Origin of the sequence: Ancylomarina sp. 16SWW S1-10-2 (assembly GCF_009669305.1) — a bacterium.
Taxonomy (GTDB): domain Bacteria; phylum Bacteroidota; class Bacteroidia; order Bacteroidales; family Marinifilaceae; genus Ancylomarina.
This window is the reverse complement of record NZ_SADB01000029.1, coordinates 18,767-39,978: the sequence shown is the minus strand read 5'-3', so window position 1 is coordinate 39,978 and position 21,212 is coordinate 18,767. Positions and strand designations below refer to the sequence as shown.

At 34.9% G+C, this 21,212-nt stretch carries 15 protein-coding genes and 3 tRNA genes; 11 read left to right on the top strand and 7 right to left on the bottom strand.

Going from position 1 to position 21,212, the window contains the following annotated elements:
* Nucleotides 1-320 precede the first annotated feature (320 nt).
* The 3 genes from EMN46_RS17175 to EMN46_RS17165 form a co-directional block, all read right to left on the bottom strand.
* Nucleotides 321-393 (bottom strand) — tRNA-Phe (locus tag EMN46_RS17175).
* Between the two features lie 23 nt (nucleotides 394-416).
* Nucleotides 417-489 (bottom strand) — tRNA-Phe (locus tag EMN46_RS17170).
* A gap of 31 nt (nucleotides 490-520) precedes the next feature.
* Nucleotides 521-593 (bottom strand) — tRNA-Phe (locus EMN46_RS17165).
* A gap of 127 nt (nucleotides 594-720) precedes the next feature.
* Between EMN46_RS17165 and EMN46_RS17160 the strand changes: the two genes are divergently transcribed.
* Both EMN46_RS17160 and EMN46_RS17155 read left to right on the top strand, forming a co-directional pair.
* The gene (locus EMN46_RS17160; protein ID WP_154202050.1) at nucleotides 721-1,941 is read left to right on the top strand and encodes a pitrilysin family protein; all 1,221 of its coding nucleotides are present in this window, start codon (nucleotides 721-723) and stop codon (nucleotides 1,939-1,941) included.
* Nucleotides 1,941-2,582, top strand: coding sequence for an O-methyltransferase (locus EMN46_RS17155; RefSeq protein WP_154202048.1), 642 nt, complete (start codon nucleotides 1,941-1,943; stop codon nucleotides 2,580-2,582). The genes EMN46_RS17160 and EMN46_RS17155 overlap by 1 nt, the downstream gene beginning before the upstream one ends.
* A gap of 73 nt (nucleotides 2,583-2,655) precedes the next feature.
* Here EMN46_RS17155 and EMN46_RS17150 read toward each other — a convergent pair whose 3' ends face one another.
* The 3 genes from EMN46_RS17150 to EMN46_RS17140 form a co-directional block, all read right to left on the bottom strand.
* Complete coding sequence (locus EMN46_RS17150) at nucleotides 2,656-3,318, bottom strand: DUF6515 family protein (protein ID WP_154202046.1); 663 nt, start codon at nucleotides 3,316-3,318, stop codon at nucleotides 2,656-2,658.
* Nucleotides 3,319-3,480: 162 nt separating this feature from the next.
* Nucleotides 3,481-4,818, bottom strand: a complete 1,338-nt coding sequence (locus EMN46_RS17145; RefSeq protein ID WP_229130406.1) for an NAD(P)/FAD-dependent oxidoreductase — start codon at nucleotides 4,816-4,818, stop codon at nucleotides 3,481-3,483.
* A 188-nt stretch (nucleotides 4,819-5,006) separates the two neighbouring features.
* On the bottom strand, nucleotides 5,007-7,628 hold the full coding sequence (locus tag EMN46_RS17140) for a valine--tRNA ligase (protein ID WP_154202042.1): 2,622 nt from the start codon (nucleotides 7,626-7,628) through the stop codon (nucleotides 5,007-5,009).
* Nucleotides 7,629-8,355: 727 nt separating this feature from the next.
* On the opposite strand from EMN46_RS17140, the gene mdh reads away from it, so the two are divergent.
* The 8 genes from mdh to EMN46_RS17100 all read left to right on the top strand — a co-directional run bounded on the left by mdh (nucleotide 8,356) and on the right by EMN46_RS17100 (nucleotide 16,933).
* On the top strand, nucleotides 8,356-9,291 hold the full coding sequence (mdh, locus tag EMN46_RS17135; RefSeq protein ID WP_154202040.1) for a malate dehydrogenase: 936 nt from the start codon (nucleotides 8,356-8,358) through the stop codon (nucleotides 9,289-9,291).
* Between the two features lie 450 nt (nucleotides 9,292-9,741).
* Nucleotides 9,742-10,182, top strand: coding sequence for a retropepsin-like aspartic protease (locus EMN46_RS17130; protein ID WP_154202039.1), 441 nt, complete (start codon nucleotides 9,742-9,744; stop codon nucleotides 10,180-10,182).
* A 132-nt stretch (nucleotides 10,183-10,314) separates the two neighbouring features.
* The gene (gene secDF / locus EMN46_RS17125; protein ID WP_154202038.1) at nucleotides 10,315-13,281 is read left to right on the top strand and encodes a protein translocase subunit SecDF; all 2,967 of its coding nucleotides are present in this window, start codon (nucleotides 10,315-10,317) and stop codon (nucleotides 13,279-13,281) included.
* Nucleotides 13,282-13,453: 172 nt separating this feature from the next.
* Nucleotides 13,454-13,672 carry a twin-arginine translocase TatA/TatE family subunit gene (gene tatA / locus EMN46_RS17120; protein ID WP_154202036.1) on the top strand — a complete coding sequence of 73 codons (219 nt, stop codon included), beginning with the start codon at nucleotides 13,454-13,456 and terminating at the stop codon, nucleotides 13,670-13,672.
* A gap of 114 nt (nucleotides 13,673-13,786) precedes the next feature.
* The gene (locus EMN46_RS17115; protein ID WP_154202035.1) at nucleotides 13,787-14,713 is read left to right on the top strand and encodes a calcium/sodium antiporter; all 927 of its coding nucleotides are present in this window, start codon (nucleotides 13,787-13,789) and stop codon (nucleotides 14,711-14,713) included.
* Nucleotides 14,714-14,744: 31 nt separating this feature from the next.
* Nucleotides 14,745-15,401 (top strand): ABC transporter ATP-binding protein, encoded by a 657-nt coding sequence (locus EMN46_RS17110; RefSeq protein WP_154202033.1) that lies wholly within the window; start codon nucleotides 14,745-14,747, stop codon nucleotides 15,399-15,401.
* Nucleotides 15,402-15,412: 11 nt separating this feature from the next.
* Nucleotides 15,413-16,186 (top strand): TIGR02757 family protein, encoded by a 774-nt coding sequence (locus tag EMN46_RS17105; RefSeq protein WP_368667570.1) that lies wholly within the window; start codon nucleotides 15,413-15,415, stop codon nucleotides 16,184-16,186.
* A gap of 27 nt (nucleotides 16,187-16,213) precedes the next feature.
* The gene (locus EMN46_RS17100) at nucleotides 16,214-16,933 is read left to right on the top strand and encodes a tRNA1(Val) (adenine(37)-N6)-methyltransferase (RefSeq protein WP_154202032.1); all 720 of its coding nucleotides are present in this window, start codon (nucleotides 16,214-16,216) and stop codon (nucleotides 16,931-16,933) included.
* 202 nt (nucleotides 16,934-17,135) lie between these two features.
* On the opposite strand, the gene EMN46_RS17095 is transcribed toward EMN46_RS17100, so the two are convergent.
* The gene (locus tag EMN46_RS17095) at nucleotides 17,136-17,894 is read right to left on the bottom strand and encodes a hypothetical protein (protein ID WP_154202031.1); all 759 of its coding nucleotides are present in this window, start codon (nucleotides 17,892-17,894) and stop codon (nucleotides 17,136-17,138) included.
* Between the two features lie 577 nt (nucleotides 17,895-18,471).
* Here EMN46_RS17095 and mutS point away from each other — a divergent pair.
* On the top strand, nucleotides 18,472-21,087 hold the full coding sequence (gene mutS, locus EMN46_RS17090) for a DNA mismatch repair protein MutS (protein WP_229130405.1): 2,616 nt from the start codon (nucleotides 18,472-18,474) through the stop codon (nucleotides 21,085-21,087).
* Nucleotides 21,088-21,212 lie beyond the last annotated feature (125 nt).

Below are 21,212 nucleotides of genomic sequence, written 5' to 3'. Positions count from 1 at the left end.
TATAAGACATTGTCTTAGTATAAAAAAGAGGAGAACTATGTCTCCCCTGAACAGGATAGTCTTTGCAGTAAGAGGACTTCCTTATGAATTACAAATTTAATAATAATTTCTGATAATATTATTTGGAATTTAACACAGTATCTTTCGGAACGAACCAGTAATCACATATACTTTTCCAATATTCGTTTAGTGATTTCAGCATATTTAAGCAAGTTCTCAATATAAACTCTACTTTTCATGCTCTTAATATGAGATTCTATTCGTCTCGCCTGCGCAATATAAATACAAAAAAAGCCGATCAGTAAGATCGGCTTCTTGGGTGGTGCCACCTGGAATCGAACCAGGGACACATGGATTTTCAGTCCATTGCTCTACCAACTGAGCTATGGCACCCAATGGAATTCAAAAAATAATAGTGGTGCCACCTGGAATCGAACCAGGGACACATGGATTTTCAGTCCATTGCTCTACCAACTGAGCTATGGCACCTTATTATAATTTGTTTGTCAAGTTTTATTAGTGGTGCCACCTGGAATCGAACCAGGGACACATGGATTTTCAGTCCATTGCTCTACCAACTGAGCTATGGCACCGCTTTACTTGAGCGACACAAAAGTAAGCAAAAAAATTTCGCCTCCAAATAAAAAGCAATAAAATCAACCTCTATTTTAATCGATCATTAAAGTTCTTATTACCTTTGCAGCCTAATAAAAATAACATATGTTTTTCGAAACACACACATTATCAAACGGTATCCGTTTAATTCATCGTCAGGTGGATCAAAAAGTAGCGCACTGTGGAATCATTCTAAATACCGGTTCCCGTGACGAAAGTGAGAATGAATGGGGCATTGCACACTTCATTGAGCATGTCATATTCAAAGGCACAAGCAAACGCAAAGCCTATCACATTTTAAATAGAATGGAAGATGTAGGTGGTGAACTAAATGCTTATACCACTAAAGAAGAGACATGCATTTATGCCACATTCTTAGATAAAGATTACAAACGTGCCCTGGAATTAATTGGCGACATCAGTTTTAACTCAACTTTTCCGGCAAAAGAACTTGAAAAAGAAAAGGAGATTGTTCTTGATGAGATCAATTCGTACAAAGACAGTCCTTCAGAATTAATTTTTGATGATTTTGAAGAACTAATTTTCAAAGATGATCCTATAGGAAGGAATATATTAGGAACGCCTGAAAACATCAAAGGATTCACAAAAGAGAACATCCAAAATTTTATAAAGAACAACTTCCATACAGATCAGATGGTTATCTCATCGGTTGGAAATATCTCTTTTAAGAAATTAGTGAAAATGGTTGAACAATTTTTTGGTGAGATTCCTCAGAATTTAAGAACAAACAAAAGAGTTAAACCTCATATATATAAACCTAGAACGCTAACTTTAGAGAAAAACACACATCAACGCCATTGCATTCTTGGTAATGTAGCATACGATTTAAACGATGACAAACGCATTCCATTATCACTTCTCACCAATTTACTTGGCGGACCAGGAATGAATTCACGTCTAAATTTGAGCTTACGTGAACGTCATGGTTTGGCTTACAATATAGAAGCTGGTTATTCTCCATATGTAGATACTGGGATTGTGAGTATTTATTTTGGTACAGACAAAGGTTATTTAGACAAATGTCTATCGCTTATCTACAAAGAAATGGATACGCTTTGCACAAAAAAACTTGGTGCAATGCAGCTGAAACGAGCTAAAAACCAAATATTAGGACAAATAGCTATCTCTTGCGAAAATAATGAGAATTTGATGTTGAGCGTTGGTAAAAGCTATTTACTATACAATAAAATTGATTCACAACAGGATATTTACGATAAGATAGAAAGCATAAGCGCTGAAGAACTCCTTGAAGTTTCAAATGAAATTTTAAACAAAGACAGTTTGACCACTTTGATGTATAAATAATGATAGAAGTAAACAAAGCATTAGAAGATTATATACTTGGACACTCAGAAAACGAAGATCAAGTCCTAAAAGATTTAAATAGAGAAACTCACGTTAAGATGTTGCGTCCTAGGATGCTTTCGGGACACCTTCAAGGTAAATTTTTGAAGATGATCTGCCAAATGCAAAACCCTAAACGTATTCTTGAAATTGGAACCTATACGGGCTATTCAGCCATATCAATGGCAATGGGCACCTCAGCTGATTGTGAAATTCACACTATCGATTGTAACGATGAGTTGGAAGGATTCACAAGAAAATTTTTTAAACAATCGGGCTGCGAAGAACGTATTAAATTCCATATTGGCGATGCTTTAGATATCATCCCAAAACTTAAGGAAGAGTTCGATCTGGTATTTATTGATGCGAACAAACGTCAATACGTCGAATATTACAACGCCATAATGCCATTATTAAAAAAAGGCGGATTTATTCTAGCAGATGATGTTCTTTGGGATGGTAAAGTGATTGAAGATGTTGACCCAAACGATAAGCAAACACAAGGAATTATCGATTTCAACAAGCATGTTCAGAATGATGATCGAGTTGAAAACTTAATGCTTCCTATTCGTCATGGTTTAATGATGATTCGAAAAAAGTAAGACATAATTCACTATTCAATAAAAAAAGAGGCGCCAATGGTGCCTCTTTTCATTTTAAAAATTCAATCATTTCTTATAGTCTAATTGATCCTGCTAAACGAAAACCTCTTCCATTTTTCACAAAATTCAAATCTCCTAATCTAAAATAAACACCTCCACGGTACGAAATACGTTCACAAGAATTAGGCACATCATCGAAATAAATAGATTCTGGAACATTAACTCTAACGTATCCTACTTCTGGATAATATTGGTAATAACGTCCCCGTGAGTAATAAAAGTTACCATCACGATGATTTATGATAATTGGTCTTGTTGCAAATTGCACAACGACGTTGCCATATCTCGAATGTAAATAAGATTTGTGAGCCTGACGCTTATAATAAGAACTTACACCATGTATTTGATGATTTTGTCTACCTTGTGCATATCTATTATAACGATAATCATTGTGGCGTCTCACGATACGTTCTTTACGGTAACGATCTCCTCTATCATCTCTAGTCCTTACTTTCGAGTATTTATCATTCTGTCTTTGCTTCTTATGGTTTTTAGTCTGATAATCTCGTTTTTTATCGTACTTATTATCTTTTGTTCGTTTTGTATATTTTCTTTTCTCAGATTTATTTTTCTCACCCTTATAAGATTGTTGAGCGAAAATAGGTAATCCAGAAAATATAATTGCTGACACCAATACTATACTGGCAACCAACTTCTTTAATATTGATTTTTTCATGGCAATTTTATTTAAGTTTCTAAAAAATGTCATCCTCTGGTTGGGACAAATCTTAAACTGATATATCACTCTTATATCAAAATGTATTGCAAAGCTTGTGCCATAAAATTAAAAAGCACCAAACAAATGAATGCTTGATGCTTCTAACAAAATAAATATCAGTTAGTTTAAGTTTATTTTTTTTATTCTTTGATGTTCTTCTGAAGCACGATCGGTGAAACTTCTTTTCTTAGGTCTAATCAAAATTCGTAACGATTGATCGGAAGTAAAGTAATTCCAAACCCAGTTAATTAGAATAAAAAAACGATTCTTTATACCAACTATCGACATTAAGTGGACAAATAACCAAAGTACCCAAGCAAAAAAGCCTTGCATTTTTACACCAGGCAAATCAGCAACAGCTAAATTCTTCCCTATAGTAGCCATAGATCCTCTATCCTTATAACGGAAAGGCTTCATCTTTTCCCCTTGAAGTAAAAGCTTTAAGTTCTTAGCAAGATTACCCGCTTGTTGTAAACCAACTTGAGCAACCTGAGGATGTCCATTTTGAAAATCGCCTTCCTTCTGAATAGCTAAATCACCAATTGCATAGACATGATTAAAGCCTGCCACCTTATTAAATAAATCAACACGAATTCGACCGCCTCTGGTTGCTGCAATTTTAGAAATACCTTTAATTGGATTGGCAATCACACCTGCAGCCCAAACTAAAGTATATGAGTTGAATTCTTCACCACTATCTAATTTAATGGATAATCCATCGTAGTCAGAGACACGCGCTTCTGTTTTCACAATAACACCCAATTTCTTCAAGTATGTTTCAGCTTTCTTTGATGCCGCATCAGACATACCATTCAACAAACGATCTGATGCTTCAAAAAGATAAACATTCATCAGAGAAAAATCTAATTCAGGATAATCCTTTGGCAAGATATCAGACTTCATTTCGGCCAAAGCTCCAGCCAACTCAACACCTGTAGGTCCGCCACCAACCAAAACTATATTCATATAATTGGCTGCCTTTTCAGGATCGGACTCATTTAGAGCTTTCTCATAGTTTCTTAGAATTGAGTTTCTAAGAAAAATTGCCTCCGAAACTGATTTCATTGGAATGGCAAATTGCTCAATATTTTTATTCCCAAAGTAGTTCGTATCAACACCTGTAGCTAACACCAAGCAATCGTACTTTAACTTTCCCAAGTTGGTATAAATCTCATGAATGTTGGGATTCACCTCCAAAAGATCTGCCATACGAAAATGAACATTACGCTTCTTTTGAAAAATCTTACGTAAAGGAAAAGCAATTGAACTTGGTTCCAAGCCAGAGGTTGCAACCTGATAAAACAAAGGCTGAAACTGATGAAAATTATTTTTATCAATTAAGACAACCTGATATGCAGTATTAGCCAATTGTCGAGCTAGTTTTAGCCCAGCAAAACCACCTCCTATTATAACAACTCGTTTCTTTCCATTCTCAGGAATATGCTTAATATTTTCCATCATATAATTATTAGAAAGACAAATTCAATTCCTTAAAATAATAAAAGACTCATTCGTCTGATACAAGATAATGAATAAATAATCTAATAATCTATTTCAACTCAATTTAAAAAATTCAAGCTTAGAAAATAAAAAATGCCGTCCCAAATCATTGGAACGGCATTCATATATTAAGCGTTAAGCTATTCTTACTTCATACTAGCAATGCGATCTTCTAAAACTTTGATTTTAGCTTCGGCATCAGCCATTTTCTTTTTCTCAATCTCGATTACTTTTGCAGGCGCGTTATTTACAAAACGCTCGTTGCTCATTTTCTTCTGAACCGACATTAAAAAGCCTTTCGTATATTTCAACTCATCTTCCATCTTCTTAAGTTCTTCTTCAACATTAACAAGATCGCCAAGAGGAATAAAATACTCAACAGCATTTACAATAAACGACATAGCTCCTGCCATATCACCTTTTGCAGTTGAAATTTCTTTCAGGTTACACATTTTAGCCACAACACAATCGAAAGAAGCATCGTAATTGTCTCCTTTTGCTTTGTAGTTCATTTCTAAAACTTCCTTGAAAGCAATATTCTTTTGCTTACGGATGTTACGAACAGCAACAATGACTTCTTTTACCAGCTCGAATTTTGCTAATAAATCAGCATCATAAGATTCTGGCTTAGGCATAACTGAAACCATAATACTTTCCTCGTCGGTACGATCGGCCAATAATTGCCAGATTTCCTCTGTTAAGAAAGGCATAAATGGGTGTAACAATTGCATCAACTTCTCGAAAAGAGCAACAGTTGAATCGAAAGTTTTCTTATCGATTGGTTGCTGATAAGCTGGCTTAACCATCTCTAAATACCATGATGAGAACTCATCGCGGAATAAAGTGTAAACAGTCATTAAAGCCTCGCTGATACGATATTGATCAAACTGCTCATCAAGCTGCTCCATGGTATTATTCAAACGCGCATGGAAAACCTCAGTTGCTATACGAGCATATTCTGGTTGTTCAATATCTGCAACTTCCCATCCTTTAACCAAACGGAATGCGTTCCAAATTTTAGTTGTAAAGTTACGTCCTTGCTCTGGTAAATTCTCGTTGAAAAGCAAGTCTCCTCCGGCAGGAGAACACAATAGCATACCAACACGAACACCATCGGCACCATACTTGGCAATTAGATCTAATGGATCGGGTGAGTTACCCAACGATTTAGACATTTTACGGCCTTGCTCATCGCGAACAATACCTGTTAAGTAAACATTTGAGAATGGCTTCTCTCCTCTATATTCATATCCTGCAATGACCATACGAGCAATCCAGAAAAATAGAATATCTGGTCCTGAAACCAAATCGTTAGTTGGGTAATAGTATTTGATCTCCTCATTCTCAGGATTACGAACACCATCGAATACAGAAAGAGGCCACAACCATGAAGAGAACCATGTATCTAACACATCCTCGTCCTGGCGTAAATCTTCTGCTTTATATGTTTTTCCTGTTTTAGCAGTCGCTTCAACAAGAGCTTCTTCTATCGATTTTGCAACAACATGTCCACCTTCTGGCAAATAGTAAACCGGAATACGTTGTCCCCACCATAACTGACGAGAAATACACCAGTCCTTAACATTCTCCATCCAATGACGGTAAGTGTTTTTGAACTTAGCTGGGTGCAATTGAATATCATCATTCATAACATGCTCCAAAGCTGGCTCAGCCAATTCCTTCATATTAAGGAACCATTGCATACTCAACTTAGGCTCAATAACTGCATCGGTACGTTCAGAGAAACCTACTTTGTTCACGTAGTCTTCTGTCTTAACCATATTTCCAGCTTTCTCAAGGTCTGGAAGAATTAGGTCACGAACTTCGAAACGATCTTTTCCGATATAAAGCTGTGCAGCTTCGCTCATGGTACCGTTATCGTTAAAGATATCGATAGTCTCTAGATTATGTCGATCACCAATTTCGTAATCATGAATATCGTGAGCTGGTGTAATTTTTAAGGCACCAGTACCGAATTCCATATCTACATATTCGTCTTCTATAATAGGAATAGAACGATTAACCAATGGTACAATACAACGCTTACCTCTTAAATGGGCAAAACGTTCGTCGTTTGGATTAATACAAACCGCTGTATCACCAAGAATAGTTTCAGGACGAGTGGTTGCAATAGTAATATACTCATCGCTACCTTCAATCTGATATCTTAAATAGTAAAGTTTCGATTGTAATTCCTTATGGATAACCTCTTCGTCAGAAACAGCTGTTTGTGCCGATGGATCCCAATTTACCATACGAACACCACGATAGATTTTATTTTTCTTATATAGATCAATAAAAGTATCGATTACTGATTCGTAAAGACCTTCGTCCATAGTAAAAGAAGTACGATCCCAATCACAAGATGCACCTAACTTCTTAAGTTGCTCTAAAATGATACCACCATGCTTTTCTTTCCATTCCCAAGCATGTGACATAAATTCTTCACGTGTGATATCTGCTTTTGAAATACCTTCTTGCTTAAGTTTGTTCACAACTTTTGCTTCGGTTGCAATAGATGCATGATCAGTTCCAGGTACCCAACAAGCATTTTTTCCCTGCAATCTTGCTCTACGGACCAATACATCTTGAATTGTATTGTTTAGCATATGCCCCATGTGTAAAACACCGGTGACGTTTGGTGGCGGAATTACGATTGTATACGCCTCTCTCTCGTCTGGTACAGAGTGGAAGAATCCTTTATCCATCCAATACTTATACCACTTGTCCTCCGATTCTGCAGGATTGTACTTTGTTGGGATTTCCATTATTTAATAATTTACTGAGTTTCAAAATTCACAAACAGCTAAATTCTAATCAACTGTCTTTCAATCTTAGCAACTCTATTTAGATAATAATTATTTGCAAAAAATTTGTTGCGAAATTAAGAAATTATCAGTTAAAAAGCCCTTCATAAGACATAGATTTTAAATAAAGTCGATACAAAATTATCTTCTTCAATTAATCGTATGATGAATTTTGGGTTTTTCTGTGTTAAAAGAAATAACAAACAAATGGATTTAAACATTTATTATATTATCATAAAACACAAACTTTAATAATTAAAATGTTTCTCTCAAAAGCAAATTAATAATAATTATAAAGTCAGCTAATATTTTTAAGATGCCCAATTATTTCACAAAAAAATATCAAGCCATAATTAGATCTAAATAGTACAAAAACCATCATTATTCTTAAAATTCTCAACACAAACACCTTATATTAACAGACAAAAACATCTTTTTATACTTAAAACCTAAAGTATTTGCATAAATTTAAGGTTTAATGTTGAAGAGCAGGTAAATATAACTTTTTATTTATGCCATTCTAGATATATTTGTTGTGAATAAAGAATTAATTCTTCAATACCAAACATTAATTTATTAGTTATGTATATATTATCGTTTTAGCTTAATCAATTTGGATTTCACACTTACACTTTATATGGTTAAGTAGAATCAATAAGTTATACGGTAATAACAAAAATTTACGAATATGAAAGTAACTGTTGTAGGCGCAGGAAACGTTGGCGCAACTTGTGCAAATTGCATCGCTCAAAAAGAATTAGTAAACGAAGTTGTTTTATTGGATATCAAAGAAGGTGTTGCCGAAGGTAAAGCTCTTGATATGTGGCAAACTGCTCCAATCAACTATTATGACACTCGTGTAAAAGGTGTTACAAATGATTATACTGCTACTGCAGGTTCAGAAGTTGTTGTTATCACTTCAGGTCTTCCACGTAAACCAGGTATGAGTCGCGATGACTTAATTTCAATTAATGCTGGGATCGTAAAATCAGTAACTGAAAACATCGTAAAACATTCTCCTGACGCTATCATCATTATCATCTCAAATCCACTTGACGTGATGACTTATGCAGCATTCTTAACTGCTAAAAAAGCATCTAACAAAGTATTTGGTATGGCTGGTGTACTTGACACTGCTCGTTACCGTGCATTTCTTGCTGAAGAATTAAATGTTTCTCCTAAAGATATCCAAGCTTTATTAATGGGTGGTCATGGTGATACTATGGTTCCACTTCCTCGTTACACTACTGTTGCTGGTATTCCTGTAACTGAGCTAGTTGATGCTGATAAGCTTGAAGCAATTATCGAAAGAGCTAAAAAAGGTGGTGGAGAATTAGTTAACCTTATGGGTACTTCTGCTTGGTATGCTCCAGGTGCTGCTGCTGCTCAAATGGTTGAAGCTATTATTCGCGACCAAAAAAGAATTTTCCCAGTTTGTGCTCTTCTTAATGGTGAGTACGGAATGAAAGATATCTATTTAGGCGTACCTGTTGTTCTTGGTAAAAACGGTATCGAAAAAGTTATCGAAGTTAAATTGAACAAAGAAGAAAAAGCTCTTCTTGAAGGTTCTGCTACAGCTGTAAAATCTGTAATGAAAGTTTTAGATGAAATGAATATTATGTAATTGATATTCAAATATTATATTTAAAGGCTTGACATTCGTGTCAAGCCTTTTTTTATGTTTTTTTTAGAAACTATCAAGTCCTTTAGAATTTCATCATTCGTAGAACAGTAATACAACTACTTTTCAATATGCAGATACTCATACAAAACTTCATATAAGTTTAAATTGAAATGTAAAATAAAAATCAGACAACTCTATAATTAGTATATCTTTCACAAAATTCAAAAAACAGTCAATTACCAATCCCACATCTTTCCAATCTAGTGAACTTAATAATGGGATGAAAAAATTATTTATCACAAATAATTACTCTCCAGAATTGACCAAATATTATTCATACAAATTTAAAAGAAGCTTTTCAAGTTTAATAAAAAGCGAAACAGACTTATTCTTCCCCTTCATTTTCTATCTTTGGTTTTCAAATTTAATATAATTTAAGACTGAATTTAAATGAATGACCAACCAGTTGGTGTTCCTATTGAAATCATTGAACTTGAAAATCAAAGCTATCACTTAATCATAAAATGCACTCTAAATGGAGAACAAGTAGGTGATATGGTGATAGATACTGGTGCTTCAAAAACTGTTTTCGATAGAAACTTTGTGCGCACCTATCAAGACCAAAACCTAGATAATGATGAGCTGCAATCGTGTGGTTTAGGCGGAGAAGATATCAATTCAGACCTAGTAGAAATTTCTAGCTTGAGTTTTGGCAATTTCACATCGGAGACATTAAAAGTTGTTCTCATCGATTTGAATCACATTAATAAGATGTACGAAAAACATTGCCAACGTCAAATTTGTGGTTTATTGGGGAGTGATTTCTTAGTGAATCATCATGCCATAATTGATTATCAAAAAAAGTTATTGATTTTAAACAAAAACCAATAGAAATCATCTAAGACAATGAAACTGAGCACAAAATAAATTCAAAAAAATTCAAAAAAAAATAATATATTTGTGCGTTAATTTGACTCGATAAATAAAAACATCACATAATAAGAATTTATTAAACCTAAACACATGCGAAATAAAGGAGCGATTAGACTTCTAGCTATTGTATTTGCCCTAGTGAGTTTGTATCAATTGACTTTTACTTATGTAACTAAGAAAGTTGAAAAAGATGCTCGTCTGTTTGGAGCAGGCGATGTAAAACAAGAACAGGCTTACCTAGATTCAATTCGAGGAGAAAATGTATATAGTTTCCTAGGACTTAAGGGCTATACTTACAAAGAGTGTAAAGAGCTAGAGATGAACTTAGGGCTTGACCTTAAGGGTGGAATGAACGTAACAATGGAAGTTTCTGTTGTTGACATCATTAAAGCAATGGCTAACAATAGTAAAAACGAAACTTTCGTTGCAGCTATTGCAAAAGCTAAGGAGATGCAAGCTAACTCACAAGATGACTTCGTAACGCTTTTTGGAAAAGCATTCAGCGAAATTGATCCTAATGCTCAATTATCTTCTCCTGATATTTTTGGAACTCTTGAGTTAAAAGATAAAATTGCCTTTGGAGCTACAAACAGTGAAGTGCTTAAAGTACTTAAAACTGAATCAGAAGCAGCCATTGACAATACGTTCAATATCCTACGTTCTCGTATCGACCGTTTTGGGGTATCACAACCAAACATTCAGAAAGCTGATGTATCAGGTCGTATTATCATCGAACTTCCAGGTATTAAGGATGCTGCTCGTGTACGTAAACTACTACAAGGAACTGCAAGTCTTGAATTTTGGGAAACCTATACTTACAGCGAAGTTGGTGGTGCTTTAAATGCAGTTAACACTAAATTAGCTGAAATTAATGCAGCTAGCGAAACAACCGATGAAGCTCCTGAAGTTAAAGAGGAAGTAAAGGCTAACGACGACGTTGCTCTTTTAGATAAAATTGAAGGTGAGTCTCAGGATTCATTGACCAATGCTAAAGAATTAGCAAAAACATACCCATTATTTTCTGTTCTTAATCCTAACCAAGGAAAAGGCGGATCTTCTTTAGCAGTTGTTGGTTATTCACATGTTAAGGATACAGCTCAAGTAAATAAGATATTTGCAATGCCAGCTGTAAAATCTGTTCTTCCTCGTAACTTAAAATTCTATTGGGGTGTTAAAGCTATCAACGATGGAGGAACCATTTTCGAACTTTATGCAATTAAAGTAACAAGTCGTGATGGCAAAGCGCCTCTTGATGGTGATGCTGTTATCTCTGCTCATGATGAAATAGACCAAAGAACTGCAAGCGCTGAAGTTTCAATGAGTATGAACGGTGAAGGCTCTAAAGTTTGGGCACGTTTAACTAAAGATAACCTTCAAAAATCAATTGCTATTGTTCTTGATGGTTATGTTTATTCTGCACCAACAGTACAATCAGAAATTAAAGGTGGATCTTCTTCTATTAGTGGTAACTTTACTATTGCTGAAGCGAAAGACCTTGCAAATATTCTTAAATCAGGTAAACTTCCAGCGCCAGCGCATATTATTGCTGACGAAGTTGTTGGACCATCATTGGGACAAGAATCAATTCAAAAAGGGATGTGGTCATTCATCATCGCTTTCATAATGATTTTGGTTTACATGTTCTTCTTCTATAGTAAAGGTGCTGGTCTTACAGCAAACATTGCTTTGATTACCAACTTATTCTTCCTGTTTGGTGTTCTAGCTTCAATAGGTGCTGTGTTAACGCTTCCTGGTATTGCGGGTATTGTCTTAACCATTGGTATGTCTGTCGATGCGAACGTACTTATCTTTGAACGTATTCAAGAAGAAATGAAATCGGGTAAAGGTTTAAGTTTGGCTATCTCTGATGGGTACAAAAATGCTTATTCTGCGATTATCGATGGTAACTTAACAACTCTTTTAACTGGTGTTATTCTTTACATTTTTGGTGAAGGTCCAATTAAAGGTTTTGCAACAACTCTTGTAATCGGTATTATTTCTTCATTATTTGCAGCGATTTTCATTACTCGTTTGTTCTTTGAAGGACGTCTTGCTCGTAAGAAGAATATTACATTTACTACAAAACTTACTGATAACTGGTTGCGTAATGCACATATTGGTTTCATCGAGAAAAGAAAAGTATTCTATGTGATTTCTGGTGCACTTATTATTGCTTCAATCATATCTTTATCTACTCGTGGATTAAATCAAGGTATCGACTTTACTGGTGGTAGAACTTACGTTGTAGCTTTTGATCAGCCAGTAGAGGTTGGCGATGTTGCTGAATCTCTTAGTGCAGTTTACGGACACGCTCCTGAGGTGAAAACATTTGGTGGAAATAGTCAAGTTAAGATTTCTACTAAATACAAAATTGACCAAGAAGGAACTGAAATCGATGATGAAGTAGAAGCAAAATTATTCGAAGGATTGAAAGATTATCTTCCAGCTGGAACGACTAAAGAATCATTCCTTGAAAATAACCGTAAGATGTCACAAAAAGTAGGTCCAACTATTGCCGATGATATTCGTCAGTCAGCAGTTTGGTCTGTCTTATTTGCATTGATCGTGATCTTCCTTTATATCATGATTCGTTTCTCTAACTGGCAGTATGGTTTAGGTGCAGTTGCTGCACTTGCTCATGATACAATTATTGTATTGGGTATCTTCTCAATTTTCTATGGTATCTTACCATTCTCACTTGAGATTGACCAAGCCTTTATTGCAGCGATTCTAACCGTAGTTGGTTATTCGATTAATGATACCGTAGTTGTATTTGACCGTATTCGTGAGTACTTGGGATTACAACCTAAGCGCAATCCAGAAGAAGTTATCGACAAAGCATTAAATAGTACATTGCGTCGTACATTTAGTACTTCTCTTTCTACTTTAGTTGTATTGTTAGCAATCTTCTTCTTTGGTGGAACATCAATTCAAGGGTTTACATTTGCATTAATCGTTGGTGTAGTAGTTGGAACATACTCTTCACTATTTATTGCAACTCCAATTGCTTATGACTCAAAATTACGTGTACAAAAAGTAATTGCTAAAAAACACTAAGACTTATCATTATTGATATATTTCATGCCCCAAGGTTCTCCTTGGGGCATTTTTTATGCATTCTATTTTTAAAGATTAAGAATAATTAGACTCTCCCATTCTTAATTAGTTAGTGATTATACAAGAATCAATCACTTTTGGTATCTTTGAGCGAATATTAAATTAAAACATCATGTTATTATTTATAGGTGCACCTGAAACATTCATAATCATTCTTGTTATATTAATGCTTTTTGGTGCGAAAAAAATCCCAGAATTAGCTCAAGGCCTAGGTAAAGGGATGAAGGAATTCAAGAAAGCAACTGATGATATAAAACGAGAGATTACAGATGAAACTGGAATCGTTGATAATCTAAAAGATTTCAAAGACGATATATCAAAGAAACTATAAGCCTGAATTAGTCATAAATAACGGCTGAAACTCATCTAAAGGGAAAGGCAGAGATCTATCATTCTACTGCCTCTTTTTATACACCAACATCCCGCATCAATCTATCATTCACACATGGATTATTTATATCTCATCTTAGGTTTTGTTATTCTTTTATCAAGTGGTGATTTACTTGTAAAAGGAGGTGTTGCCCTTTCTTCTCATTTCAAAATATCTACACTTGTAGTTGGTGTAACCGTTATTTCCTTTGGCACATCAGCACCCGAATTATTTGTAAGTTTAGGTGCTGCACTTTCAGGTAGCCCTGATATTGCCATTGGCAATGTTGTCGGTTCTAATATATCCAATATCGCATTAGTGCTTGGTTTTACTGCCATTCTCCTTCCTCTACCTATAAAAAGTAATTCCATTAAATTCGATTGGCCTGTAATGATGGGAGCTTCTCTCCTATTTTTTATTTTTGCACAAAATAATCTCATTGAAACCTGGGAAGGCATTACTTTTCTTGTTTTACTTACTGCCTATATGATTTTCACAATAATGAAATCGCATGGCAATAATAATGAAGAATTTAAAGAACCTAACTATTCCATAGCAAAAGCCCTTGGTTTAATCGTTCTTGCATCCATAGGTTTATACTTTGGAGCCGATCTATTGGTTGGTGCAGCAAAAAATATTGCTTTAGGATATGGTGTTAGCGAACGAGTTATTGGGCTTACTCTTGTGGCCTTCGGAACATCTGTACCAGAACTTGCAACCTCGGCCATTGCTGCATTAAAAAAGGAAATGGATATATCCGTAGGCAATATTATTGGTTCAAATATCTTCAATATATTTGGCGTATTAGGAGTCACTTCAGTCGTTAAAAATATCGCTGTCAGCGATAATTCACTTAATTTCGACTTAATTTGGTTGCTTGCTATCTCTTTTCTCTTATTTTTGTTAATGTTACCATTAAAGAGAGCAAAACTACACCGTTGGAAGGGCTTCTTTTTAATTTTAATTTATTCTGCCTACGTCTTCTTTATTTTTAGTAAATAACAAGAACTAGAGCTTTAAATATTCCACTTATATGATTACAGCAAAACAATTAAAGAAAAGTTTTGGACAAGTTCATGTCCTAAAAGGTTTAGACTTTAGTGTGAAAAAAGGCGAAATTGTTATTGTTGTAGGTGCTAGTGGAGCTGGAAAAACAACACTTCTTCAAATTCTGGGTACATTAGATAAACCAGACTCTGGTCAATTATTTTTTGATGGAAAAGATATTTCAAGCTTAAATGAAAAAGAACTCGCGGCATTCCGTAATAAAAACATAGGTTTTGTATTTCAATTTCATCACCTACTACCAGAATTCACAGCTCTAGAGAATGTTTGTATTCCAGCATATATTGCTAAAAAATCGAAAGCAGAAGCCACTTCAAAAGCCAAAGAGCTCTTAAGCATGTTAGGTTTAGATCATCGTTTAAACCATAAACCTTCAGAATTATCGGGTGGAGAAAAGCAACGCGTTGCTATTGCAAGGGCTCTTGTTAACGATCCCATGGTTGTCTTTGCCGATGAACCATCAGGCAATTTAGACTCTGTAAATCGTCAAGAACTGCACGAAATAATTGTTGATTTGAGAAACAAACTAAATCAAACCTTTGTTATCGTAACGCACGACTTACAAATGGAACATATGGCTGATAGAAAAATTGTGATGACCGATGGAATGATTGAGACTAACTAACATTCAATAAAGTGAAACTCTCCAACTCAGAACTTAGATCTTTTCTCGATGAAAAATACGATCTCTATAATCGTGAAACTTTCATAGAAACCGATCCTATTCAAATTCCAAAAGCATTTTCAAAAAAAGAGGATATTGAAATCGCAGCCTTTCTTGCTTCGACAATTGCTTGGGGACAACGCCCAACCATTATTAGGAATGCAAGGAAACTAATGCAATGGATGGATGAAGCTCCCTATGATTTTATCATGAATGCACAAAGCTCCGATCTTGACATTTTCGATGAATTCAAGCACAGAACCTTCAATGGTGAAGATGCTGTATTCTTTATTCAAGCCCTTCAAAACATTTATAAAAACCATGGTGGTTTAGAAGCTGTTTTTTCCAAAGGCAAAAAAAACGATGGTGATGCAAAAGATGCTATCGCAAACTTTAGAGAAACATTCTTTTCTATTGATCATCCTCAAAGAACGGAGAAACATGTCTCCAATGTTCTAAAAAAATCATCAGCCAAACGTATGAATATGTTTTTACGATGGATGGTGCGTAATGATAAGCGATCGGTGGATTTTGGCATTTGGAAAAACTTATCTCCCGCCGATTTATATCTTCCTTTAGATGTGCACACAGGACGGGTTGGAAGAAAATTAGGCCTTCTTGAACGTAAGCAAAACGATTGGGCAGCCGTTAATGAGATTACAAACTCATTACGAAAACTTGATCCCAATGATCCTGTCAAATATGACTTTGCCCTTTTTGGATTAGGCATCTTCGAGAAATTTTAAGCATCAAACTATCACCAATATTCGATCATGGCAAATACCTATTTTCAATTCAAACAATTTAGAATAAACCAAGAAGGCTCAGCAATGAAAGTTGGCACCGACGGTGTATTATTAGGTGCTTGGGCAAACGTTGAAAAGGCTAAATCATTTTTGGATATTGGAACAGGAACTGGTCTAATTGCCATTATGTTGGCGCAACGAACCAATAATAGCTCGAAAATTGATGCCGTAGAAATAGATAACTCATCTTATCAACAGGCTGTTAATAACTTCGACGATTGTCCTTGGAACGACCGAATAAAGGCGTTTCATGCCTCATTTCAATATTTTGTGGCAAATACCAGTTCAAAATACGATTGTATTGTGAGTAACCCGCCCTATTTTATCAATTCTCTTAAGGCAAAAGACGAATCTCGAACTCAAGCACGACATGCGGATGGCTTACCTTTTGAAGATCTAATTGAAGGAACTAAAAACTTACTTAATCCAGAAGGAAAATTCTCTGTCATTCTACCAGTAAAAGAAGGCAATTATTTTATTCGAATAGCATGCATAGCAGGTTTTTCCTTAAGCAAGAAAATTGAAGTTTTGCCAAATCCAGGGAAAATAGCCAAGCGCTTACTTATAGAATTAACACTTGCTAATCAAGATACTATTGAGACTCAACTTTGTGTAGAAAATGGACAACGACATGTTTACAGTCCTGAGTATATTGAACTATGTAAGGATTTCTATTTAAAAATGTAATTCCTTTTTTGACTTATCGAACAAAGAGGAAGCTTAACCATCTGCTTATAATATGAACGAAATTGATCTTCATCGAATTTATATTGCAGCCTCAGAATAGTTATAGGGAATAGTTAATATTTACAGAATGAACATATCAAAATTGTTTATTCTGATAATTATGAAAATTCTGTAATTATGTGAATCTTCTCTTAATTCGTAATTATTTATTTTCCTTAGCCAAACTAAAATTAGTCCATTGTTCAATCAATTCTTGACGATTCGGATCATCACCAGCTTTTAATTCATTCAATCTTTGATTGATAACTTCTCTACTCGAAAGTGAAGAACGATAAGCCTCGGTAGCAAGAGCTGTACTAAAAATACTAACACCAACTTTTTCTTTATCCCCAATCACAAAATCAGCTTCCATAAGCTTCTTTAAAGAAATTCTAATATGGCACGAAAAAAGAACTTGATTATTAGATTTCAAATTCACTTGACAAGCCTCATCCTGATTTAAGGTCGAAACACTTATATTTTCATTCAATCGAATATCTTCGTATTCATATTTTTGAAAACGATCGGAAAGTTCTTCCTGAAGTTCATTTATTTTAAAATGGCTAATATATTTTTTAAAGGCAGATCGTGAATATGGTTTATCAACGGGTAATGGAAAATTAACACCAAACACTTGCTTGTTACTCCCTTGCGGATCTAACCAAATACTTAAACCTAAATTGTAAATTTTATTAAGCGTAATAGGCGAATTAGTCGCCACAATAAGATCAAGATAATCCTTATCATTAAATATTTTCAGTGTTAATTCATCTTCAGGGAAGAAGATATTAGCCTCCACATCTTCCTTTGATTTTTTTAGAAACGAAGAACTACTCCAAGTCGATTGTAAAGCAGGCAAACTACTACATGATGATACAAAAACTAAAAGTCCAAATAGTGAAAATAAAATTATCTTTCTCATGAAATATTTATAGATGATTGATTTACAAACTTAAGAAAATGAACTAAAGATTACTCAAAATAGTCTTCATGCTTGATAAAATAAACCGATAACAATTATTATTCCATAACAATAGACTCTTGAACTTCTAATTTAAAAGTGTTCCGAATAAATCTATGTATCAAATAGAATTTATCCCTATTTGTATCGTAAGCCTTAAAATAGTTTCTATAAAAAAAGACATATTCACAGAATGAACATATCAAAAATTTCCATTCTGACAATCATGAAATTCCAAAAGCATTAGGGACTGTAATTCTGTGAATAATTTCTATAATCATAGATATATAACAAATCAATAAAGACAAAAAAAACAACAAAGCACTTTTAATAAGTCTAGCCCAAAGCTTATATTTGTTCTAAAATTATTTTACCTTTCCTAATTCATTTTTAGGACAAAAAAAGTATACCTAAATATGTTAATCTATAAGCAAAGATAGATTAAGAATTAGCGAACATACAATTAATTAAAGAACTCATTAGCCAGTAGAGCTGTGTAATTCTCACAGAAAAGCAGGCTACTTAAAAATATCATCCATTGGCAAAGCAAAGAAAAGCAGTTGAGACCCCTTTGATGAAACAATATTATAAGATTAAAGATCAGCATCCTGATGCCATCTTATTGTTTCGTGTAGGCGACTTTTATGAAACATTTTCGGATGATGCCATTCGCACTTCTGAGATATGTGGAATTACCTTAACTAAAAGAGCTAACGGTTCGGCAACCTATGTGGAATTGGCAGGATTCCCTCATCATGCAATTGACACCTATTTACCAAAATTGGTAAGAGCAGGAATGCGTGTAGCTATTTGCGAACAACTGGAAGATCCTAAAAAAACAAAAAACATTGTTAAACGCGGCATTATAGAATTGGTTACACCTGGCGTATCCTATAATGACAATATACTCGAATATAAAGAGAACAACTTTTTAGCCTGCGTTCACCTTGAAAAAAAATCAGCAGGAATTGCCTTTTTAGATGTCTCCACAGGTGAATTTCTAACTGCCGAAGGTAGTTTCGAGTATATCGATAAACTGATGAGTAATTTCCAACCCAAAGAAGTCCTTTATCAGAAAGGAAAAGAAAAAATCTTCCATGAATTGTTTGGTGGTAAATTCTACACCTTTACTATGGACGATTGGATATTTACCGAATCGGCTGCTCAAGATAGATTATTACGCCATTTCGACACCAATTCCCTAAAAGGATTTGGAATTCATAGCCTACGCAATGGAATTATCGCCTCTGGTGCTATCCTGCAATACTTGGATTTTACCAAACACTCACAAACGGGGCATGTCACACATATATCACGAATTGAAGAAGATAAATATGTTTGGTTAGATAAATTCACACTTCGCAACCTAGAGCTTTTTGGTGCTTTAAACGATGGGGCTCAAACCCTTTCTCAGGTGATGGACAAAACCCTCTCGCCTATGGGATCGCGTCTATTAAAAAGATGGATAGCGCTTCCTCTTAAAGATCCTGTTCGAATCAACAACCGATTGGATGTCGTGAAGTATTTTCGTGCCAACGAAGAAAGTGTATGGAGCTTAGAGGACGAAATAAAACAAATAGGTGACATAGAACGTATTATCTCAAAAGTCGCCGTAGGTAGAATATCACCTCGTGAAGTCACACAACTAAAGAATGCTCTGCTTGCCATAGAACCTATTCAAAAAACTTGCTTGCAATCGGGTAACGAAAATTTGGTGAAAATTGGAGAACAATTGAATCCATGTCAAACTATTCGCGAGAAAATAGAAAATGAAATTAAAGCCGATCCTCCAGCAATGGTAAGTAAAGGTGGCGTAATGGCTGATGGAGTTTCTGCCGATTTAGACGAGCTTAGAAAAATTGCATTCTCTGGTAAAGATTACCTTTTACAAATGCAAGTTAGAGAGAGTGAACGCACTGGGATTCCTTCTCTAAAAATAGGTTTCAATAATGTGTTTGGATACTATATTGAAATTAGAAACACTCACAAAGATAAAGTACCTGAAGAGTGGATTCGCAAGCAAACTCTAGTGAGTGCTGAGCGTTACATTACTCAGGAATTAAAAGATTACGAAGAAAAAATATTAGGTGCTGAAGAAAAAATTCTAGCACTAGAGACGCAACTATACAACGATTTAGTAATTAGCATTACCGATTACATCAGCTCTATTCAGCTCAATGCATCCATGATTGCAAGACTCGATTGTCTACTTTCTTTTGCCAAATTAGCCAAAGAGAACCATTACAATTGTCCCGAAATTAACGATTCACAAGTAATTGATATCAAACAAGGACGACATCCTGTAATTGAAAGACAGCTACCCATTGGTGAATCGTATATTGCCAACGATGTGTACTTGGACAACGATAAACAGCAAGTCATCATTATTACGGGGCCCAATATGGCTGGTAAATCGGCCTTGTTACGACAAACAGCTCTTATCGTACTCATGGCTCAGATTGGAAGTTTTGTACCTGCAAAAGAGGCTAAAATCGGTTATGTCGATAAAATATTTACACGAGTAGGTGCTTCGGATAATATATCCCTTGGGGAATCAACTTTTATGGTTGAAATGAACGAGGCGGCAAGTATTCTGAATAACCTTTCATCTCGTTCACTAATTCTTTTAGATGAACTTGGACGAGGAACCAGTACCTACGATGGTATTTCCATTGCATGGTCTATTGTAGAATATATTCATGAGCATCCTAAATTTAAAGGGAAAACTCTATTTGCAACCCATTATCACGAGTTAAACGAAATGGCAAACTCTTTCAGTAGAGTGAAAAATTTCAACGTTTCGGTTAAGGAGGTTAACAACAAGGTGATTTTCCTACGTAAATTGGTTCCTGGAGGCTCAAATCATAGTTTTGGTATTCATGTAGCCCGAATGGCTGGCATGCCTAAATCGGTAGTTAAACGTGCCAATGACATTCTAGAACAATTAGAGGGAAATCAAAATGAAGAAGTGCTTAACAAGCCTGTAGGCGAAATTGCACAACAGCGTGAAGGTTACCAAATGAGTTTTTTCCAGTTGGACGATCCTGTTCTGAAACAAATTCGTGATGAAATAAAAGGAATGGATGTCAATAATCTGACTCCAATCGAAGCACTGAATAAATTAAACGAGATAAAAAAGATCTCTGGATTGTAATCGAAAGTATATTCGAATGGCTTCCAGAAAAAAGATTTTAAAAAAAATCACTTTTTTTTTAACCATCAAATTTATTAGTGAGCATCTGAATTTCAGGAAGTCACGCACACAGCGGTTTTATTAGC

Bases quoted from the DNA above. Each gene is read 5' to 3' on its own strand.
- EMN46_RS17160 (WP_154202050.1), top strand. From the start codon at position 721: ATGTTTTTCGAAACACACACATTATCAAACGGTATCCGTTTAATTCAT.
- EMN46_RS17155 (WP_154202048.1), top strand. From the start codon at position 1,941: ATGATAGAAGTAAACAAAGCATTAGAAGATTATATACTTGGACACTCA.
- EMN46_RS17150 (WP_154202046.1), bottom strand. From the start codon at position 3,318: ATGAAAAAATCAATATTAAAGAAGTTGGTTGCCAGTATAGTATTGGTG.
- EMN46_RS17145 (WP_229130406.1), bottom strand. From the start codon at position 4,818: ATGGAAAATATTAAGCATATTCCTGAGAATGGAAAGAAACGAGTTGTT.
- EMN46_RS17140 (WP_154202042.1), bottom strand. From the start codon at position 7,628: ATGGAAATCCCAACAAAGTACAATCCTGCAGAATCGGAGGACAAGTGG.
- mdh (WP_154202040.1), top strand. From the start codon at position 8,356: ATGAAAGTAACTGTTGTAGGCGCAGGAAACGTTGGCGCAACTTGTGCA.
- EMN46_RS17130 (WP_154202039.1), top strand. From the start codon at position 9,742: ATGAATGACCAACCAGTTGGTGTTCCTATTGAAATCATTGAACTTGAA.
- secDF (WP_154202038.1), top strand. From the start codon at position 10,315: ATGCGAAATAAAGGAGCGATTAGACTTCTAGCTATTGTATTTGCCCTA.
- tatA (WP_154202036.1), top strand. From the start codon at position 13,454: ATGTTATTATTTATAGGTGCACCTGAAACATTCATAATCATTCTTGTT.
- EMN46_RS17115 (WP_154202035.1), top strand. From the start codon at position 13,787: ATGGATTATTTATATCTCATCTTAGGTTTTGTTATTCTTTTATCAAGT.
- EMN46_RS17110 (WP_154202033.1), top strand. From the start codon at position 14,745: ATGATTACAGCAAAACAATTAAAGAAAAGTTTTGGACAAGTTCATGTC.
- EMN46_RS17100 (WP_154202032.1), top strand. From the start codon at position 16,214: ATGGCAAATACCTATTTTCAATTCAAACAATTTAGAATAAACCAAGAA.
- EMN46_RS17095 (WP_154202031.1), bottom strand. From the start codon at position 17,894: ATGAGAAAGATAATTTTATTTTCACTATTTGGACTTTTAGTTTTTGTA.